Origin of the sequence: Bradyrhizobium sp. 1, from assembly GCF_023073315.1 — a bacterium.
In the GTDB taxonomy this organism is placed as follows: Bacteria; Pseudomonadota; Alphaproteobacteria; order Rhizobiales; family Xanthobacteraceae; genus Bradyrhizobium.
The window spans coordinates 198,114-216,088 of the sequence record NZ_JADPJH010000026.1 but is presented as its reverse complement, the minus strand read 5'-3'; the positions used below and the strand labels follow the sequence as shown (position 1 = coordinate 216,088).

Annotated in this window: 15 protein-coding genes; 7 read left to right on the top strand and 8 right to left on the bottom strand. The window is 63.4% G+C overall.

Features of this window, described 5'->3' with window-relative positions:
* Positions 1 to 29: 29 nt before the first annotated feature.
* From IVB29_RS21540 to IVB29_RS21525, 4 genes are all read right to left on the bottom strand, one after another.
* Entirely contained in the window at positions 30 to 539 is a 510-nt protein-coding gene (locus IVB29_RS21540; protein ID WP_247505394.1) for an OsmC family protein, read from the bottom strand.
* Between the two features lie 54 nt (positions 540 to 593).
* Positions 594 to 1,379: an ABC transporter ATP-binding protein gene (locus tag IVB29_RS21535; protein ID WP_247505393.1), complete on the bottom strand. Its 786-nt coding sequence runs from the start codon at positions 1,377 to 1,379 to the stop codon at positions 594 to 596.
* A 17-nt stretch (positions 1,380 to 1,396) separates the two neighbouring features.
* Positions 1,397 to 2,242 carry an ABC transporter permease gene (locus IVB29_RS21530; RefSeq protein WP_247505392.1) on the bottom strand — a complete coding sequence of 282 codons (846 nt, stop codon included), beginning with the start codon at positions 2,240 to 2,242 and terminating at the stop codon, positions 1,397 to 1,399.
* A gap of 150 nt (positions 2,243 to 2,392) precedes the next feature.
* Positions 2,393 to 3,364 (bottom strand): aliphatic sulfonate ABC transporter substrate-binding protein, encoded by a 972-nt coding sequence (locus IVB29_RS21525; protein WP_247505391.1) that lies wholly within the window; start codon positions 3,362 to 3,364, stop codon positions 2,393 to 2,395.
* A 188-nt stretch (positions 3,365 to 3,552) separates the two neighbouring features.
* On the opposite strand from IVB29_RS21525, the gene IVB29_RS21520 reads away from it, so the two are divergent.
* Positions 3,553 to 6,342 carry a [protein-PII] uridylyltransferase gene (locus tag IVB29_RS21520; RefSeq protein WP_247505390.1) on the top strand — a complete coding sequence of 930 codons (2,790 nt, stop codon included), beginning with the start codon at positions 3,553 to 3,555 and terminating at the stop codon, positions 6,340 to 6,342.
* A 9-nt stretch (positions 6,343 to 6,351) separates the two neighbouring features.
* Here the strand turns inward: IVB29_RS21520 and IVB29_RS21515 are convergent, their stop codons facing one another.
* Positions 6,352 to 6,882, bottom strand: coding sequence for a methylated-DNA--[protein]-cysteine S-methyltransferase (locus IVB29_RS21515; protein WP_247505389.1), 531 nt, complete (start codon positions 6,880 to 6,882; stop codon positions 6,352 to 6,354).
* 94 nt (positions 6,883 to 6,976) lie between these two features.
* On the opposite strand from IVB29_RS21515, the gene IVB29_RS21510 reads away from it, so the two are divergent.
* The 3 genes from IVB29_RS21510 (at position 6,977) to IVB29_RS21500 (ending at position 10,129) form a co-directional block, all read left to right on the top strand.
* Positions 6,977 to 7,339, top strand: coding sequence for a DUF1304 domain-containing protein (locus tag IVB29_RS21510; protein ID WP_247505388.1), 363 nt, complete (start codon positions 6,977 to 6,979; stop codon positions 7,337 to 7,339).
* A gap of 149 nt (positions 7,340 to 7,488) precedes the next feature.
* Positions 7,489 to 8,730, top strand: a complete 1,242-nt coding sequence (locus IVB29_RS21505; RefSeq protein WP_247505387.1) for an ABC transporter substrate-binding protein — start codon at positions 7,489 to 7,491, stop codon at positions 8,728 to 8,730.
* A gap of 172 nt (positions 8,731 to 8,902) precedes the next feature.
* Complete coding sequence (locus tag IVB29_RS21500; RefSeq protein WP_247505386.1) at positions 8,903 to 10,129, top strand: ABC transporter substrate-binding protein; 1,227 nt, start codon at positions 8,903 to 8,905, stop codon at positions 10,127 to 10,129.
* Between the two features lie 122 nt (positions 10,130 to 10,251).
* Here IVB29_RS21500 and IVB29_RS21495 read toward each other — a convergent pair whose 3' ends face one another.
* Positions 10,252 to 10,677, bottom strand: coding sequence for a DUF1330 domain-containing protein (locus IVB29_RS21495; protein WP_247505385.1), 426 nt, complete (start codon positions 10,675 to 10,677; stop codon positions 10,252 to 10,254).
* 166 nt (positions 10,678 to 10,843) lie between these two features.
* Between IVB29_RS21495 and IVB29_RS21490 the strand changes: the two genes are divergently transcribed.
* From IVB29_RS21490 to IVB29_RS21480, 3 genes are all read left to right on the top strand, one after another.
* Positions 10,844 to 13,054: a penicillin-binding protein 1A gene (locus tag IVB29_RS21490; protein ID WP_247505384.1), complete on the top strand. Its 2,211-nt coding sequence runs from the start codon at positions 10,844 to 10,846 to the stop codon at positions 13,052 to 13,054.
* A gap of 394 nt (positions 13,055 to 13,448) precedes the next feature.
* Entirely contained in the window at positions 13,449 to 14,114 is a 666-nt protein-coding gene (locus IVB29_RS21485; RefSeq protein WP_247505383.1) for a hypothetical protein, read from the top strand.
* 365 nt (positions 14,115 to 14,479) lie between these two features.
* Entirely contained in the window at positions 14,480 to 15,478 is a 999-nt protein-coding gene (locus tag IVB29_RS21480) for a calcium-binding protein (RefSeq protein WP_247505382.1), read from the top strand.
* Between the two features lie 57 nt (positions 15,479 to 15,535).
* Here IVB29_RS21480 and IVB29_RS21475 read toward each other — a convergent pair whose 3' ends face one another.
* Both IVB29_RS21475 and phaZ read right to left on the bottom strand, forming a co-directional pair.
* The gene (locus tag IVB29_RS21475; RefSeq protein ID WP_247505381.1) at positions 15,536 to 16,375 is read right to left on the bottom strand and encodes a SprT family zinc-dependent metalloprotease; all 840 of its coding nucleotides are present in this window, start codon (positions 16,373 to 16,375) and stop codon (positions 15,536 to 15,538) included.
* Positions 16,376 to 16,592: 217 nt separating this feature from the next.
* A complete protein-coding gene (phaZ, locus tag IVB29_RS21470) occupies positions 16,593 to 17,921 on the bottom strand; it encodes a polyhydroxyalkanoate depolymerase (protein ID WP_247505380.1) in 1,329 nt (442 codons plus the stop codon).
* Positions 17,922 to 17,975: the final 54 nt, after the last annotated feature.

Below are 17,975 nucleotides of genomic sequence, written 5' to 3'. Positions count from 1 at the left end.
CCCTCCCCCACCAGGGGAGGGTAAGCGCGCTACATCCGCTGCATCGACACCGAAACCTTCGGGCCGTTCTTGATGGTCTGATAGACCACGCAGTAGCGCTCGGTGAGCTTCAGCAGGAGATCGAGCTTGTCCTGAGGCGCATCGGTGTCGACCTCGAAGCGGAGACGAATTTCGGCGAAGCCGACCGGGGTTTCCTTGTCGACGCCGAGCGTGCCGCGAAAATCGAGATCGCCCTCGGCGTAGACGTTGCCGGTCTTCAGCGGAATCTCGACCGCGGTTGCAACCGATTTCAGCGTGACGCCAGCGCAGGCAACCAGCGCTTCCAGCAGCATGTCGCCGGAGCAGAGCTCCAGGCCGGAGCCGCCGGTGGCCGGATGCAGGCCAGCCATCGCGATGGCACGGCCGGTTTCGACCTTGCAGGCGATGCCTTCGCCATCGGTCGAGCCCTTGGCCTTCAGCGTGATCATCGCGGTCTTGGGATCGGTCTTGTAGCGTTCCTTGATCGGGGCCTGCATCTGGCGCAGTTCTGCGGCGTCCATCTTGTTCTCTCCCGGAAAAATCGCTCCTCGATGTACCGGCTCAGAGAGAGAATGTCACCACCACATGGCCTGACCGGGACCCTGGGTTGCGTCACGGTCGGGCACATTGCGGTCGAGCGAACGGTCGAGTGACGTCAGCACACTTCGCTTGAAATTCTCGAACAGCGGCGAATTGCGATCGCGCGGCCGGCCCAGATTGATCTCGATCTGGTCGAACAGCCGGCCCGGCCACGGCCGCATCACCAGCACGCGATCGGCCAGCACCACGGCCTCGTCGACGTCATGTGTGACGAGGATCAAGGTCGGGCGCGTATCGGCCCAGAGGTCGAGCAGATGATCCTGAAGGTCGCGGCGGGTGAAGGCGTCGAGCGCGGAGAACGGTTCGTCGAGCAGCAGCACCTCAGGCTGCGGCACCAGCGCCCGCGCGATCGCGACGCGCTGCGCCTGCCCGCCCGAGAGCTCGCGCGGCCAGGCCTGCGCCTTGTCGGCGAGGCCGACGCGCTCGAGCGCACGCGCCACCTTCTCGCGCCGCTCGGTCGCGGGCAGATCAGCGAGCCCAAAACCGATATTGTCGGCGACGCTGAGCCAGGGCAGCAGGCGCGGCTCCTGGAAGATGATGCCGATCTTGGCGTGTGGTGAGGCGATCGCCTCGCGGTCGAGCGTTACCGTGCCGGAACTGGCGCGATCGAGGCCGGCGATGGCGCGCAGCAATGTTGATTTGCCGCAGCCGGAGCCGCCGATGATGGCGAGGATCTCGCCTTGCCTGATCTCGGCGGAGAAGCGCGCCAGCGCCTGCACGCCGTTGGGATAGGTCTTGCTGACCCGATCGAGCGCCAGCATCGCGTTATGCTCCCTTGTCAAATTTCTTTGGCCCGCCCGAAGGCGTCCTGCCAGCGCAGGAACGGCGCGGCCGCGACCTCGATCAGCCAGTCGGTGAGCTTGCCGAGGATGGCGAAGATCACGATGGCGGCGAGGATCTGCGCGGGCTTGCCGAGCTGCTGGCCGTCGAGCAGGAGATAGCCGAGGCCTTCGGAGGCGCCGATCAATTCGGCTGCGACCACGAACATCCAGCCGAGACCAAGACCGACGCGCAGGGACACGACATAGGCCGGCAGTACCGCGGGCAGCAGGATACGGCGGATCATGGCGGGGCCGGAGAGACGAAAGGTGCGACCGACCTCGACGATCTTGCGATCGACAATCAGGATCGCGCCCATCACACCGAGATAGACCGGGAAGAACACACCGACCGCGATCAGCGCGATCTTCGATGTCTCGAAGATGCCGAGCCAGAGGATGAACAGCGGCACCCAGGCGAGCGACGGGATCGCGCGCAGCGCCTGCACGGTCGGATCGAGCAACCGCCGCGCCAACGACCAATAGCCGGAGATGGCCCCTAACAGCGTGCCCGCGACGACGCCGAAGGCGAAGCCAAGGCCGACGCGCCACAGTGTCGCGGCGATGTGGCGGATCAGTTCGCCGGAGCGGGCGAGCTCGGCGATGGTGGCAAACACGCGCAAGGGTGGCGGCACCAGCCGGCCATTGGACCAGCCGGACCAGACCACGAGCTCCCAGCCGAGCGCGAGGATCAACGGCAACAGCACGCCCAGCAGAGGCCGCGCATAGCGCGACAGCCGCGACGGCGCGATCGTGCTGTCGCCCGGTTCCGAGGTCTGTTGCAGGACTGGCGCGTCGGAGATCATGGCCGGTAGGAAGCGCGTCTTGTGAGGGAATGCAAGGGTGCGCCGCCTTCCACCTGCGTAGCCCGGACGGAGCGCAGCGCAATCCGGGGCCGTGCCGCGTGAAAAGAATCCTGGATTTCGCTGCGCTGCATCCGGGCTACGAGACCAACCTCAATTCGTCGGCAGCGGGACCTGGTCGTCGATCAGGGCGTCCAGCGTCGCCTTCACGTCGACCTTGGCATCGACGACGCCGGCCTGCTGGAGCGCGAGCCCGGCGGCGAGGATCGATTCGCGCTGGGGCGCGCCGATGCGGCTATGGGTGAGCTCGGTGCGCTCCTTGAGCTGCTTGTCGACCACGGCCTCGGGGAGCTTGGTCACCGCGATGAAGGTCTTCTTGAGATCATCGTAGTTCGCCAGCGAATACTTTCGCGCGTCCTCGTACACCGCGAGCACGCGGCGGGCGGCGTCCGGATAATCCTTCAAGAACTGCTCGCGCACATTGAGGATGCCCCAGGTGTTGGCGTCCGCCTTGCGATAGAACAGTTTCGCGCCTTCCTCGACCTCGGCCTGCGCCATCATCGGATCGAGGCCGGCCCAGGCATCGACGTCGCCGCGGATCAGCGCCGTTTTGCCGTCGGCGTGCTGGAGCAGCACCGGCGTGATGTCCTTTTCGGTGAGGCCCGCGCCAAGCAGCGCGCGCACCAGGAAGATGTGCGGATCGGTACCCCGCGTCACCGCGACGCGCTTGCCCTTGAGGTCAGCAACGCTTGCGATCTTGGAATCCTTAGCCGTCACCAGCGCGGTCCATTCGGGACGCGAATAGACGTAGATCGACTTGATCGGGTTGCCGTTGATACGCGCGACCAGCGCGGCCGAGCCCGCGGTCGAGCCGAAATCGATCGAGCCGGCGTTGAGGAATTCGAGCGCCTTGTTGGAGCCCGCCGACTGCACCCAGGTGACCGTGATGCCGTCCTTGGCGAACTCCTTCTCAAGCAGCCCCTTCTGCTTCAGGACCATCGACACCGGATTGTAGGTCGCCCAGTCGATGCGGATTTCCTTGAGCGGATCCGCTGCCCTCGCCGCGGGGGTCATGGCGAGCGCCACCGCTCCCGCCAGCAGAATGCGTCGTGTTATCTTGGTCATGCCCAGCCTCCTCCAAAACTTCATTGTTTTTCAATGAGTTATAGCTAGAGGTCAACGAGAAAATCCACCCCTTGAAAGCCCGCCGTCCGAGAACAGATTTGCCCCATGCCGGCCTTTTCCAGCATGGAACGACTATTGCCAGCGAATGGCGGGTGACAGCGCCTGTCACCTCTTATATCCGATGAAGCATGGACAGCGTCGCGACTGAGCACAAGCCAGAGGTGGACGATCGCTTCGACACCGCGCGGATCACCGCCGCGGTCGATGCGCTTGCCGAAAAGCATGAGGGCCGCGAGGACGCGTTCCGCACCGCCATGGCGCAATTGCTCAAGGCCGAGCTGATCGCGTCGCGCGCCGCAGCACAGGCGATTCTGCTGAAGGACCGTCACGGACGGCACTGCGCCGAGCGTCTCTGCCATGTCCAGGACGAGATCATCCGCATTCTCTATTCGGCGGCGACGCGCCATCTCTATCGCTCGCATATCCCAAGCGGCGCGGAGCGGATGGCGGTGGTTGCGACCGGCGGCTATGGCCGCGGCCTGATGGCCCCCGAATCCGATATCGATCTGCTGTTCATCCTGCCCTACAAGCAGACCGCCTGGGGTGAGCAGGTGGCCGAAGCCATCCTCTATTGCCTCTGGGACATGGGGCTGAAGGTCGGCCACGCCACGCGCTCGGTCGATGAATCAATTCGTCAGGCGCGCGGCGACATGACCATCCGCACCGCGATCCTGGAGACGCGCTTCCTCACCGGCGACCAGCCGCTCTATGACGAGCTGGTCGCGCGCTTCGACAAGGAAGTGGTGCAGGGCACCGCGTCCGAATTCGTCACCGCAAAGCTCGCCGAGCGCGAGGAGCGCCACCGCCGCGGCGGCCAGTCGCGCTATCTGGTCGAACCCAACGTCAAGGACGGCAAGGGCGCGCTACGCGACCTGCACACGCTGTTCTGGATCGCGAAGTACGTCTATCGCGTCCGCGACACCGACGAGCTGGTCGAGCGCGGCGTGTTCGATGCGCAGGAATACCGCACCTTCCGCCGTTGCGCCGATTTCCTCTGGTCGGTGCGCTGCAATCTGCATTTCTATTCCGGACGGCCGGAGGAGCGGCTGTCGTTCGACCTGCAGCGCGAGATCGCGGTCCGGCTCGGCTACACCTCGCATCCCGGCATGCAGGACGTCGAGCGCTTCATGAAGCACTACTTCCTGGTCGCCAAGGAAGTCGGCAACCTCACCGCCATCCTCTGCGCCAAGCTCGAGGACCAGCAGGCCAAGCCCGCGCCGGTGCTGAGCCGGATGATGGCGCGGCTGCGCCCCACCGCCGTGAAGCGGCGCGTGCCTGACAGCGACGACTTCATCGTCGACAACAACCGCATCAACGTCGCCGCGCCCGACGTGTTCAAGCACGATCCGGTCAATCTGATCCGCATCTTCCGCCTGGCGCAGAAGAACAACCTCGCCTTCCATCCCGACGCGATGCGCGACGTGACGCGCTCGCTCGGCCTGATCAACGCGCAGATGCGCGAGAATCCGGAAGCCAACCGTCTGTTCATGGAGATCCTGACCTCCGACAACGCCGAGATCGTGCTGCGGCGGATGAACGAGACCGGCGTGCTCGGCCATTTCATCCGCGCCTTCGGCAAGATCGTCTCGATGATGCAGTTCAACATGTATCATCACTACACCGTCGACGAGCATCTGATCCGCTGCGTCGGCTTCCTCCAGGACATCGAGCGCGGCGGCATTGAGGAATTCACGGTCGCCAGCGATCTCATGCGCAAGATCCGGCCCGAGCATCGCTCCGTGATCTACATCGCCACGCTCCTGCACGACGTCGCCAAGGGCCGGCCGGAAGACCACTCGATCGCCGGGGCCAAGGTGGCGCGGCGGCTCTGCCCGCGGCTCGGCTTCAGCCCTGCCGACACCGAGCTCGTGGCTTGGCTGATCGAGGAGCATCTGACGATGTCCACGGTCGCGCAGTCGCGCGACCTGTCCGACCGCAAGACCATCGAGAATTTCGCCGCCGTGGTGCAGTCGACCGAGCAGATGAAGCTGCTGACGATCCTCACCACCGCCGATATCCGCGGGGTCGGTCCCGGCGTGTGGAACGGCTGGAAGGCGCAGCTGCTGCGCTCGCTCTACTACGAGACCGAGCCGGTGCTGACCGGCGGCTTCTCGGAAGTCGATCGCGGAAAGCGGCTGACGGCCGCCCATGCCGAATTCCGCAACGCCTTCGCCGAATGGCCGAAGGACGAACTCGATGCCTATATCGGCCGGCATTATCCGGCCTACTGGCTCAAGGTCGAGCTGCCGCGAAAAATCCGCCACGCCCGCTTCGTCCGCTCCAGCGAGCAGGCCGGCCACAAGCTCGCGATCAATGTCGGCTTCGACGAGGTGCGTGGCGTCACCGAGCTCACGATCTTCGCCGCCGACCATCCCTGGCTGCTGTCGATCATCGCCGGCGCCTGCGCCTCGGCCGGCGCCAACATCGTCGACGCCCAAATCTACACCACGACCGACGGCCGCGCGCTCGACACCATCTCGATCTCGCGGGAATACGACCGCGACGAGGACGAGGGAAGGCGCGCCACGCGCATCGGCGAGATGATCGAGGACGTGCTGGAAGGCAAGCTGCGCCTGCCGGAAGTGGTGGCGCGGCGCACCGTGCGCAGCAAGGCGCGGCCCTTCACGATCGAGCCCGAGGTGACCATCAACAATCAATGGTCCGACCGCTATACCGTGATCGAGATGTCCGGCCTCGACCGCCCCGGCCTGCTCTACGAGCTGACCACCGCGATCTCGAAGCTCAACCTCAACATTGCGTCCGCCCATGTCGCGACCTTCGGCGAACGCGCCCGCGACGTGTTCTATGTCACCGATCTCCTGGGCGCACAGATCAACGCCCCGACCCGCCAGTCCGCGATCAAGAGCGCGCTGACCCATGTGATGGCCGGCGACAAGGCGGTTCAGCCGGCAGCGTGAGGAAGAGGCTTAAACCTCCACGCCCTCATGCCGCAGCAGCCAGCGTTTGCGCTCGAGACCACCGCCGTACTTCACCAGCGAGCCGTCCGCGCCGATCAGGCGGTGGCACGGCAGCACCACGCTGATCGGGTTGGAGCCGTTGGCATGGCCGACAGCGCGAATGGCTTTCGGCATGTCGATCCCAGCGGCCATCGCGCCGTAGCTCATCGTGGTGCCGGCGGGGATTTTCGCCAGCGCGGTCCAGACCTTCTGCTGGAACGGTGTGCCGGCGATGCGCCAGGCGACGCTTGCGAGCTGGCCGAGATCGCCTTCGAAGTAACGCGACAACGCCGTCCGCATCTCCGTCGGTGCAGTCTGATTGCTCAGGTCCACCGCGCCATAGTGCAGGCGCAAAAGCTCGCGCATGCGGTGCTCGTAATCTTCCCAGTCGAGCGCGCGCAGCGCACCGTCAGCATCCGTGACGAGCAGCGCGATCCCGATCGGCGTGGTCAGCCGGTCGAGGGCAAAGCTTACAGACGGTTTGGTTGATCGCGCGGGCATTGCGGCACCATTGATCGAAACACACCCATCGCACTTGCCACGCCGGCCGTGCTAACGTCCACCCGAAAGCTGACGCTTTTGGGGGGAGCTCAACTTGATCTGGATCGCCAATATCCTGGTGGCGGTGGTCGCCGCACTGCACGCCTATTTCCTGATCCTGGAGATGTTCCTCTGGGACAAGCCGCTTGGCCTGAAGACATTCCGCAATACGCCCGAGAAGGCCGGGATCACGAAAGTGCTGGCCGCCAATCAGGGCCTCTATAACGGCTTCCTCGCCGCCGGCCTGATCTGGGGTCTGGTTCACGGCAACCCGGTCTTCGCGTTCCAGATCAAGGTGTTCTTCCTGCTCTGCATGATCGTGGCCGGCGCCTATGGCGCTATGACCGTCAGCACGCGCATCCTGATCGTGCAGGCGCTGCCGGCGGCGATCGCGCTGGTTGTGTTGTTCCTGGCTTAAGGTTCTTGCCTGAGACGCTTCGGCGCAGCGCCGCGATCCTTGCGCGGCGGCTGACGTTCCTCCACAATCTTCGGCAGCGATGGCGACCGTTGCAATCAGCGGGACAAGACCGTCGACCGGATAAATTCCGTCAGGAGGAACAATCCACCATGACCAATCGCAGAGCCTTTTTAGCTGCCACGGCGGCGCTCGCCTTCGCGTTCTCCGCCACCGAAGCCTTTGTAAGTCCAGCCCTCGCACAAAAGAAATACGACACCGGTGCGAGCGACACCGAGATCAAGATCGGCCAGACTGTGCCGTTCTCCGGCGCCTACTCCGTCTACGCCAATATCGGCAAGACGCAGGCGGCCTACTTCAAGATGATCAACGATCAGGGCGGCATCAACGGCCGCAAGATCAACCTGATCCAGTATGACGATGCCTATTCGCCGCCGAAGACGGTCGAGCAGGTGCGCAAGCTCGTCGAAGGCGACGAGGTGCTCTTCACCTTCCAGATCATCGGCACCGCGGCCAACGCCGCCGTGCAGAAATATCTCAACGGCAAGAAGATCCCGCAGCTGCTGGCTTCGACCGGCGCGGCGCGCTTCAACGACCCGCAAAACTATCCCTGGACCATCGCCTACAATCCCAACTACGTGTCCGAGGGACGGATCTACGCAAAGTACATTCTCAAGGAGCACCCGAACGCCAAGATCGGCGTGCTCTACCAGAACGACGACATGGGCCGCGACTATCTCGCGGGCCTCAAGAGCGGGCTCGGCGACAAGGCCGCCGGCATGATCGTCGGCGAAGTCTCCTACGAGGTCACCGACCCGACGGTGGATTCGCAAGTGGTCAAACTGAAGTCGCTGGGCGCCGATCTTTTCTACGATGCTTCGACGCCGAAATTCGCGGCGCAGGCCATCAAGAAAGTGGCCGAGCTCGGCTGGAATCCGGTGCACATCCTCGACATTAACGCGAGCCCGATCTCGGCGACGCTGAAGCCGGCCGGCCTCGACATCTCCAAGGGCATCATCTCGACTCAATACGGCAAGGAGCCGAGCGATCCGCAGTGGAAGGACGATCCAGGCGTAAAAGCGTTCTTCGCCTTCATGGACAAGTATTTTCCCGAAGGCGACAAGCTCAACACGGTCAATACCTACGCCTATTCGGTGGCCGAATTGCTGACGCAGGTGCTGAAGCAATGCGGCGACGACCTGTCGCGTGAGAACGTGATGAAGCAGGTCGCCAACATCAGGGACTTCACCCCGAGCTTCGCGCTGCCCGGCATCAAGATCAACACCGGGCCGAACGACTACCGTGTCAACAAGCAGATGCAGATGATGAAGTTCAACGGCGAACGCTGGGAGCTGTTCGGACCGATCATCGAGGACAACGGCCCGGCGGGTTAATTGCTTTGTAGGGTGGGTTAGCACCGCGGATTGCGCGACGCGCTGTCCGCGGGACGTAACCCACCCTACGAACGCCCACCTTGCGTTGCAGCAACGCCTCCTCCACACTCGCCCTCAGCGGTGGCATCCAGCCGGATCGATCACCTGCAATAACAAACTGAGGAAATCGCGAATGAGGAATGGAATTCTGCATCTGGCCACGGCAACGGCGCTGACCCTGGCGCTGTCGGTCTCGGCGGCCAATGCCCAAAAGAAATATGATCCGGGCGCCAGTGACACCGAGATCAAGGTCGGACAGACCATGCCGTTTTCGGGTCCGGCGTCGGCTTATTCGTCGATCGGCAAGACCCAAGCCGCCTATTTCAAGATGATCAACGACCAGGGCGGCATCAACGGCCGCAAGATCAATCTGATCCAGTATGACGACGCCTATTCGCCACCGAAAGCCGTGGAGCAGATTCGCAAGCTGGTCGAGAGCGACGAGGTGCTCCTCACCTTCCAGATCATCGGCACGCCCGTGAACGCCGCCGTGCAGAAATATCTCAATTCCAAGAAGGTGCCGCAGCTGTTCGCGGCGACCGGTGCCTCGCGGTTCACCGATCCGAAGAACTTTCCGTGGACGATGGGCTTTAACCCGAACTACTTCGTCGAAGGACGCATCTACGGCCAGTACATCACCAAAGAGTATCCGAACGCCAAGATTGGCGTGCTCTATCAGAACGACGACCTCGGCAAGGACTATCTGAACGGCATCAAGGCCGGCCTCGGCGACAAGGCTGCCAAGATGATCGTGACCGAAGCGTCCTACGAGGTGTCCGATCCCACGGTCGACTCGCAGGTCCTCAAGATCAAGGATGCCGGCGCCGATCTGTTCTTCAGCGCAACGACGCCGAAGCAGGCCGCGCAGGCGATCAAGAAGATCGCCGAAATGGGCTGGCATCCGGTGCAGATCGTCGACATCAACGCCACCTCGGTCGGTGCAGTGCTGAAGCCGGCCGGCCTCGATGCCGCCAAGGGCCTGATCAGTGTCAACTACGGCAAGGAACCGCTCGACCCGACCTGGAAGGACGATGCCGGCCTGAAGAGGTATTTCGACTTCATGGCCAAGTACTATCCCGATGGCGACAAGGACTCGAACTTCAACACCTACGGCTACAGCACGGCGCAGCTGCTGGTCCATGTGCTGAAGCAGTGTGGTGATGACCTGACGCGCGAGAACGTCATGAAGCAGGCGGCCTCGCTGAAGGACGTCGTCAGCGACACCGCGCTGCCCGGCATCAAGGCCAATACCTCGCCGACCGACTACCGCGTCAACAAGCAGCTTCAGATGATGAAGTTCAACGGCGAGCGCTGGGAGCTGTTCGGGCCGATCCTGGAGGATGCAGGTCCGGCGGGTTAGGACTCGCATGCGACTTCGCAGGGTGGGTTAGCGAAGCGTAACCCACCACTTCTGCCTCTGCGGAAGCCAAAGAGGTGGGTTACGCCCAGCGGCGCAGCCGCGAGGCTAACCCACCCTACGAATTACTCCGGTATCTCTCCAAAGCCCTTCCCCACCGGCAGCACGGCGTGGCGGATCAATCGCGAATCCTCCACCCCCGCCTGGCGATGCTTGACCGCTTCGCGATAGACGGGATCGCGGATCATCTCGACGAAGGCTGCGACACTTGGATACTCCGCGATGAAGCAATGGTCCCAGCGCTCGGCCTCGGGGCCGATCAGCATCAGCTCGAACCTGCCCTGCCAGACGATGCGGCCGCCGAGGCGTTCGAACACCGGGCCGCTGTCGCGGCCATAGGCCGCATAGGCTTCCGCACCGCTGGCCTTGCGGCCATCGGGATAGGCAGCGTCCTTGCGCAGGCGCACCAGGTTCAGCATGTGGATCGGGCCCGGGCGGTCGTTGTCCCGGAACTGCGCGAAAATCTCCTTGGTCGGATCGATGTGGCCCATGCGTGTTCCCTCTTCTTTATGGCCCCGATCCTAGCCCCGCCCCCTCGGAAGCGGAACTGCGGCCGGCGAATGCCGCATCTCCTAATCGCGCGTTAACGTCCGCGTAACCGGGCCTTAAACAGCGACCGCTAGCGTGCGGCGGGGCGGGCTGACCGGGCGTTTGCGTATGGGGTTGGGAAAGAAAAAGGGTGGGCGGAAGGAGCCGTTGTTCGGCTTGCCCGCGGCGCTCGCCGATCTGCGCCTGACGGCGGCGGACCGCATTCCCAATGCCGAGGACAAGCCGAAGAAGCCAGCGAAATCATCCGCCAAACGCAAAGCTGAAGATTCCGGCGACGAGCCGCCGCGCGAGCGGAAGCCGCAAGCCAGCCGCAGCGGCGCCAGGCGACGATCAAAGTCCGGCGGGTTCAGCCTCGGCCGCATGGTCTATTGGGGCGCGGTGCTCGGCCTGTGGGGCGTGATCGCCGTGATCGGTGTCGTGATCTATGTCGGCGCCCATCTGCCACCGATCCAGTCGCTGGAGATTCCCAAACGGCCGCCGACGATCCAGATCGTCGGCATCGACGGCAGCATGCTGGCCCAGCGCGGCGAAATGGCCGGCGCCAACGTGTCGCTGAAGGATCTGCCGCCCTATCTGCCGAAGGCGTTCATCGCCATCGAGGACCGCCGCTTCTATTCGCATTTCGGCATCGACCCCATTGGCATCCTGCGCGCCCTCGTCACCAACGTCATGCATCGCGGCGTGTCGCAGGGCGGCTCGACGCTGACGCAGCAGCTCGCCAAAAACCTGTTCCTGACCCAGGAGCGCACCATGGCACGCAAGCTGCAGGAGGCGGAGCTCGCCATCTGGCTGGAGCGCAAGCACTCCAAGAGCGAGATTCTGGAACTCTATCTCAACCGCGTCTATTTCGGCTCGGGCGCCTATGGCGTCGAAGCCGCCGCGCAAAAATATTTCGGCAAGCCGGCGAAGAACGTCACGATCGCCGAAGCCGCGATGCTGGCCGGCCTCGTCAAATCGCCGTCGCGCCTTGCGCCGAACCGCAACCCTGAAGGCGCGGAAGCGCGCGCGAAAATCGTGCTCGCGGCGATGGCGGATGGACAATTCATCACCGATGCGCAGGCGCAAGCCTCGATCGGCCATCCCTCCTATAACGTGAAGCCGGCCGGCGCCGGCACGGTCAACTATGTCGCCGACTGGATCGGCGAGGTGCTGGACGATCTGGTCGGCCAGATCGACGAGAGCATCAAGGTCGAGACCACGATCGATCCAAAACTGCAGAGCGTGGCGGAAGCGGCCATCATCGACGAGCTCGCGGCCAAGAGCGTGAAGTTCAATGTCAGCCAGGGCGCGCTGGTGGCGATGACGCCCGACGGCGCGGTGCGCGCCGTGGTCGGCGGGCGGAACTATTCCGACAGCCAGTACAACCGTGCGGTCACCGCAAAACGCCAGCCGGGCTCCTCGTTCAAGCCGTTCGTGTACCTGACCGCGCTCGAACAGGGGCTGACGCCCGATACCATGCGCCAGGACGCGCCGATCGAGGTCAAGGGCTGGAAGCCTGAGAACTACACCCATGAATATTTCGGCGCGGTGACGCTGACGCAGGCGCTGGCGATGTCGCTCAACACCGTCGCGATCCGCCTCGGCCTCGAGGTCGGCCCGAAGAACGTGGTCCGCACCGCGCACCGGCTCGGCATCTCCTCGAAACTCGAACCCAACGCCTCGATCGCGCTTGGCACCTCCGAAGTCTCCGTGGTCGAGCTGGTCGGCGCCTATGCGCCATTCGCCAATGGCGGTTTTGCGGTGACGCCGCATGTCGTGACGCGGATCAGGACGCTCGGTGGCAAGCTGCTCTACATGCGGCAAGCCGACGAACACAACCAAGTCATCGACCCCCGCTATGTCGGCATGATGAACACGATGATGCGGGAGACGCTGATATCAGGCACCGCCAAGAAGGCGGAGATCCCCGGCTGGCCTGCCGCCGGCAAGACCGGCACCAGCCAGGATTATCGCGACGCCTGGTTCATCGGCTACACCGCCAACCTCGTCACTGGTGTCTGGCTCGGCAATGACGACAATTCGCCGACCAAGAAGGCGACCGGCGGCGGCCTGCCGGTGGAGGTCTGGTCGCGCTTCATGAAGACGGCGCACGAGGGCGTGCCGGTGGCGAACTTGCCGAACTCACCAGGCACATGGGGCCTGTCGAACCTCGCGCAGGCGGCCTCGCAGGTGTCGCCGCCGACGGCGGCAGCGCCCGCTCCGGCACCGGCCAACAACAGCGGCTATCGCCCGCCCCCGACGCGCGCCAATGCGCGGCCGGAGGCAGCGGCGGGGCTGGATGGCTGGCTGATGGACCGGCTGTTTGGCGGGAACAGGTAGCTCCGGCCTGAGGTCATCGGGCTTCAAAACAAAAATCGCGAAAACAACCCCATGCACAGTAGCCGGTGATATCAGGCACCGTGCGCGGTGGATGCTGCGAACTCATTGACGCCTCGGGTCATTCGGTCGCCGTCGCGCAACGCGCCCCGGCTGCGCCGCATTTGACGATTCAGTGCAGCGGATGCCGCTGCACTGCAGCTGCTCGGAACAGGCCGCTCGATACGACCGATCCACGGTTCCCAAGGCAAGTCCTGCCTATGGCGGCAAGATTTACCGAAACCACGGAGCCGCCGAACGCCAAAACATCAGTCTCTTCAAGCCCGAGCAATCGGCCCGGGATTTGCTCTCCTAGGTTGCGCCCCGAAGATTCGGGTTTAGTGGGAAGGAGCGTTCCATGATTACAGGTCTATCCAGCGCGGCGTTGCCCTATCTGCGTCCGGCATCCACGTCCGGTTCCAATGAGACATCGACGTCGGATCTCCAGCCGGAGGCGTCGACCGCAACTGACGCTGCGACCAGCAGCCCCGGCATTAGCGTCTCGCAACTCAAGCCGGTGCAAGGTGCCAAGCCGATATCGGCGGCGGACAATCCTCACCTGCGCGACCTCATGGCAACGAACTGGCTGATGACCCATGATACGAGCGCAACCCAATCGGCCGTCTCGGACGATGCGCCTGAGAACACCTATGCTCAGGTGAAGGTCGACGGCAAGGTGGTCGCCACTCTGTACAATGGCGGGTCCTCGACGATGACCAACGCGGCGGCCGCAAAGATCGGCAAGCTGGAGGATCCTCCCGGTCTGAGCGGACCGGATCTGGCGCAGTGGCGGGCCGACAGCTACGCCAAGCTGCTTGGCGGCACCATCGAAAAGGCTTCCACTGCGATCACGCAATCCGAATGGACACCGCGTGAGAGCAGCTCTGCGACCTATAGCCGCGATCAGCTCGACGCAGCCTTTCAGGCGATGCTGGCCGAGGGCCAAAAGGCCAGTGCGCAATTGCAATCGTCCTATCTCGCGTCGCGCGCGCAGCCGGGGACAAGCGCGGATTTCAACGCCTGACCGAAAGACGGATTGAACACGCGCCGCATCTCGCAACGAATTTTGTCAAAGCACGTCAAGCAAAATAATCCCGGCTGGAGCTGGACAGCGAGCAGTCATCGTCGGTCTTCAACGCGACCAAATTATCGCGCGATGATTGCTGCTCGCATCGATATTCCCTCAAGACTCGAATTGTCGCTGAAAACAAAACACCGCGGCGGCGCTTCCAGCAACAGAGGTGCAATCAATTTACTAAACTACTTCTAGTTGACTCGTCGCTTACGTGTACTCACGATGCGCGCCGTGGTGGCTCAGCACGAACTTCACCTCGGATCGGGCGCTTGCTAGTGCCAGCCATTGCACGGTCACTCGCAAATGAGGGTCACATGGCAGTCTGGAATGGAACTAGTGGTAACGATCTCATTGACTGGAGCACGCACCCGCTCGACGGAACCGGCGATACCGGGCACTCGATGAACGGTTTTGGCGGCGATGATCAGATCAAGGGAAGCAATACGCTTTCGAATATCATCGACGGCGGGGCCGGAAACGATCGGGTCACCGGCGGCAACGCTTCCGATGTTCTGCTTGGCGGCGACGGCAATGACACGCTGATCGGTAACGGCGGCAACGACAATCTGACCGGCGGGATAGGCAACGACGTCCTTTATGGCGGCGCCGGCGCCGATGTCGTGCGCGGCAATCAGGGCGACGACGAATACCAAGTTAGGATCAGCGATGCCGGTATCGACACTGCCGCCGATGATCTCAGCGCCGCCAACGGCACCGGCTTTGGCGGAGGAACGTCGGACTATATCCACGTGCTGGACAGTGCCGGATCGACCTTGATGCTGTACCAGAACGGCAACGACCTGCTGGTCACCAACGCGGCCGACGCCGCGGATGGGGTCATCAACAGCGGCGTGTCGATCTACAATTTCTTCCTGGGCGGCAATAACGTGATCGAATACGCCATCGGCAGCGATGGGAACGGCTATAATTTGACGACGCTGCTTTCGCCGTCACCTTTGGCAAAGGCGGCAGGGCCGCAGGCCTCGGCAGACCACGCCCCTGTCTCGCTCGACGGTCATGACTCCAGCAGGTGCACGCGCTCCCGCTCCATCACGATCTTCTGGTCTAGCCCCGAAACTACGAGTTGCGGAATGCCGGCGACCGGCCGATCACCCCGATGGGCCGGTCGTTGGCGCTTCAGGGCGTCGAGCGGGCGCGAGTGCGCTGGAGCCGCCTCACTCCCGGTGTCGTCCCGGCGAACGCCGGGACCCATACCGCGCGATCTATCGATGGCAAATGGTAGACGTACCGAACGGCCAATCTTCGCCAAATCTCTCCCTGTGGTTATGGGTCCCGGATCGGCGCGCGCTTAAAGCGCGCTTGTCCGGAACGACAGGGAGAATGGAGCCGCGCTCGCAATCACTGCAAGCCTACTCCTCGACCCCATACCGGTGCAGATCATTCCCGTACGTATCGAGCCACTTCTTGGCGCGCTCCATCGACGGGCAGACTTTTCCGCAGACGCGCCAGAAGCGGGCGGAGTGGTTCATCTCGACGAGATGGGCGACCTCGTGGGCGGCGAGGTAGTCGAGCACGAAGGGTGGCGCCAGGATCAGGCGCCAGGAGAACGACAGCGAGCCGGCCGAGGTGCAGGAGCCCCAGCGGCTGGATTGATCGCGGATCGAGAGCCGCTTCACCTTGACGCCGAGTTCGTCGGCATAGGCTTCCGCCGAACGCTGCAGATCCTTGCGCGCCTCGCGCTTGAGGAAGTCGTGGACGCGACGATCAGCATGCTCGGCGCCGCCGGCGACGCAAAGAATGCGTTCACCGCTGTCACGTGTCTCGGTCCACACCGTGCCGCGCGTGCCTGCGCGGTGAACGATGCGATGGGGCGTGCCGCGAAGCGGTATCACTGTGCCAGGTTGGAACGGTGCGGCCTTCGGCAAACGGCCGAGACGTGCGGCGATCCACGCACCGTGACGCTGCGCGAAGTCTTTTGCTTCGGCGAGCGTGCCGCGCGGCGGCATGGTGAGGATGGCTTCGCGATCACTCGGATGAATTCTGAGCGTGTAACGGCGCGCTCGGCGGTGTCTTCGCAGCCGAATCGCGAAGAATTGCGACCCATGGGCGATCAAAAGGGTCTTTGGTTCATGGGGCCGACGGTAGAGGAGCGCGCGAGTGGCCATGTCTGTCAGTCCGGGGAGCAAGAGGTCGCCCGGATTCTGCCATAACCGCCGCCAGGGAAAGCGCTCGGCGCAAAAACAAATCATTTGCCCAATATACAGGGGTCTGGCGTCCGGGAGACCCTACAGACTGGGGTTGGAACCGGCTTTTTTCGCCCCCGCTGGACGCATGCGGCACCCCCAAGCGGTGAGGACCGACTCACTCCTAGATCGCTACCTAATTACCTCGAATCTGGAGTGAACCCACCCCTGTCGGAACCTCCGACAGGGCATCGGTTTTCAGCGGGAAAGCCGAAAAAAGCGATTATTCGGCCGCGAGAGCCTGCAACGAGCTCGGATTCGCAGCCGAGACCATGAAATCATGAATCCGCGGCACGATTTCCGACTTGAAGCGCGATCCGTTGAACACGCCGTAATGTCCGACGCCCTTCTGCACGTAATGAACACGGCGATGATCGGGAATCGCGCTGCACAGCGTGTGTGTTGCTTCGGTCTGACCGAGGCCTGAGATGTCGTCGTTCTCGCCTTCCACCGTCATCAACGCAACGCGCGTGACCTTGGAAGGATCGACGCGGGTTCCACGATGGCTCATCTCGCCCTTCGGCAGCGAGTGCTTCACGAACACGGTGTCGACGGTCTGGAGATAATACTCGGCGGAGAGGTCCATCACCGCGAGATATTCGTCATAGAAGTCACGATGCTTGTCGACGAGGTCGCCGTCGCCCTTCACCAGATTGGCGAACAGCTGCTTGTGGGCGTCCATGTGACGGTCGAGATTCATGCTGATGAAGCCGTTGAGCTGCAGGAATCCCGGATAGACGTCGCGCATCAAGCCCGGATGCGGAAACGGCACCTTGGTGATGACGTGATTGCGGAACCAGTCGATGCCGCGCTCCTGGGCGAGGTTGTTCACCGCGGTCGGATTGCGGCGGGTGTCGATCGGACCGCCCATCAGCGTCATCGAGGTCGGCACGAAGGGATCGCGGCGTGCTTCCATGATCGAGACGGCGGCGACGACGGGCACGGAGGGCTGGCACACCGCCAGCACATGCGTGTTGCCGCCGAGGACGTGCAGCATCTCGATGACGTAGTCGATGTAGTCGTCGAGATCGAAGCGGCCATCGCTCAAGGGCACCATGCGGGCGTCGGCCCAGTCGGTGATGTAGACCTCATGCGCCGGAAGGAAAGCTTCGACCGTACCGCGCAGCAGCGTCGCATAATGGCCGGACATCGGCGCGACGATCAGCACGCGCGGCTGCGGGCTGCGCAGCGGACGGGTGAACTTGCGATCGAAGTAGAGCAGCCGGCAGAACGGCTTTTCCCAGACCGGGCGGACCTCGACGGGGACGCGGATGCCGTTGACCTCGGTGTCGTTGAGACCCCATTCCGGCTTGCCGTAGCGGCGCGTGGTGCGCTCGAACAATTCGCAGGCCGCGGCGACAGACTTGCCGATTTCGGTGCGCGCCCAGGGATTGAGGGGATTCTGAAACAGGAGCTTGGTCGCGTCGGTGATCGCACGCGCCGGATTGAGAGAGGCCTGCCCCATCTCGTACATCCAGTACATCGGCGTCGTCAGGACCGGACTGCCTTCGGCCGACAGGGGCGGCGCGCCGCCAAACTCACCAATAGGCATCGCTAAATTCCTCTTCGCATCGCAGCATACTGCCGAATGCGTAATATTGCGTCA

Coding starts and splice junctions, on each gene's coding strand:
- IVB29_RS21540 (WP_247505394.1), bottom strand. CDS start 539: ATGGACGCCGCAGAACTGCGCCAGATGCAGGCCCCGATCAAGGAACGC.
- IVB29_RS21535 (WP_247505393.1), bottom strand. CDS start 1,379: ATGCTGGCGCTCGATCGGGTCAGCAAGACCTATCCCAACGGCGTGCAG.
- IVB29_RS21530 (WP_247505392.1), bottom strand. CDS start 2,242: ATGATCTCCGACGCGCCAGTCCTGCAACAGACCTCGGAACCGGGCGAC.
- IVB29_RS21525 (WP_247505391.1), bottom strand. CDS start 3,364: ATGACCAAGATAACACGACGCATTCTGCTGGCGGGAGCGGTGGCGCTC.
- IVB29_RS21520 (WP_247505390.1), top strand. CDS start 3,553: ATGGACAGCGTCGCGACTGAGCACAAGCCAGAGGTGGACGATCGCTTC.
- IVB29_RS21515 (WP_247505389.1), bottom strand. CDS start 6,882: ATGCCCGCGCGATCAACCAAACCGTCTGTAAGCTTTGCCCTCGACCGG.
- IVB29_RS21505 (WP_247505387.1), top strand. CDS start 7,489: ATGACCAATCGCAGAGCCTTTTTAGCTGCCACGGCGGCGCTCGCCTTC.
- IVB29_RS21500 (WP_247505386.1), top strand. CDS start 8,903: ATGAGGAATGGAATTCTGCATCTGGCCACGGCAACGGCGCTGACCCTG.
- IVB29_RS21495 (WP_247505385.1), bottom strand. CDS start 10,677: ATGGGCCACATCGATCCGACCAAGGAGATTTTCGCGCAGTTCCGGGAC.
- IVB29_RS21490 (WP_247505384.1), top strand. CDS start 10,844: ATGGGGTTGGGAAAGAAAAAGGGTGGGCGGAAGGAGCCGTTGTTCGGC.
- IVB29_RS21485 (WP_247505383.1), top strand. CDS start 13,449: ATGATTACAGGTCTATCCAGCGCGGCGTTGCCCTATCTGCGTCCGGCA.
- IVB29_RS21480 (WP_247505382.1), top strand. CDS start 14,480: ATGGCAGTCTGGAATGGAACTAGTGGTAACGATCTCATTGACTGGAGC.
- IVB29_RS21475 (WP_247505381.1), bottom strand. CDS start 16,375: ATGATTTGTTTTTGCGCCGAGCGCTTTCCCTGGCGGCGGTTATGGCAG.
- phaZ (WP_247505380.1), bottom strand. CDS start 17,921: ATGCCTATTGGTGAGTTTGGCGGCGCGCCGCCCCTGTCGGCCGAAGGC.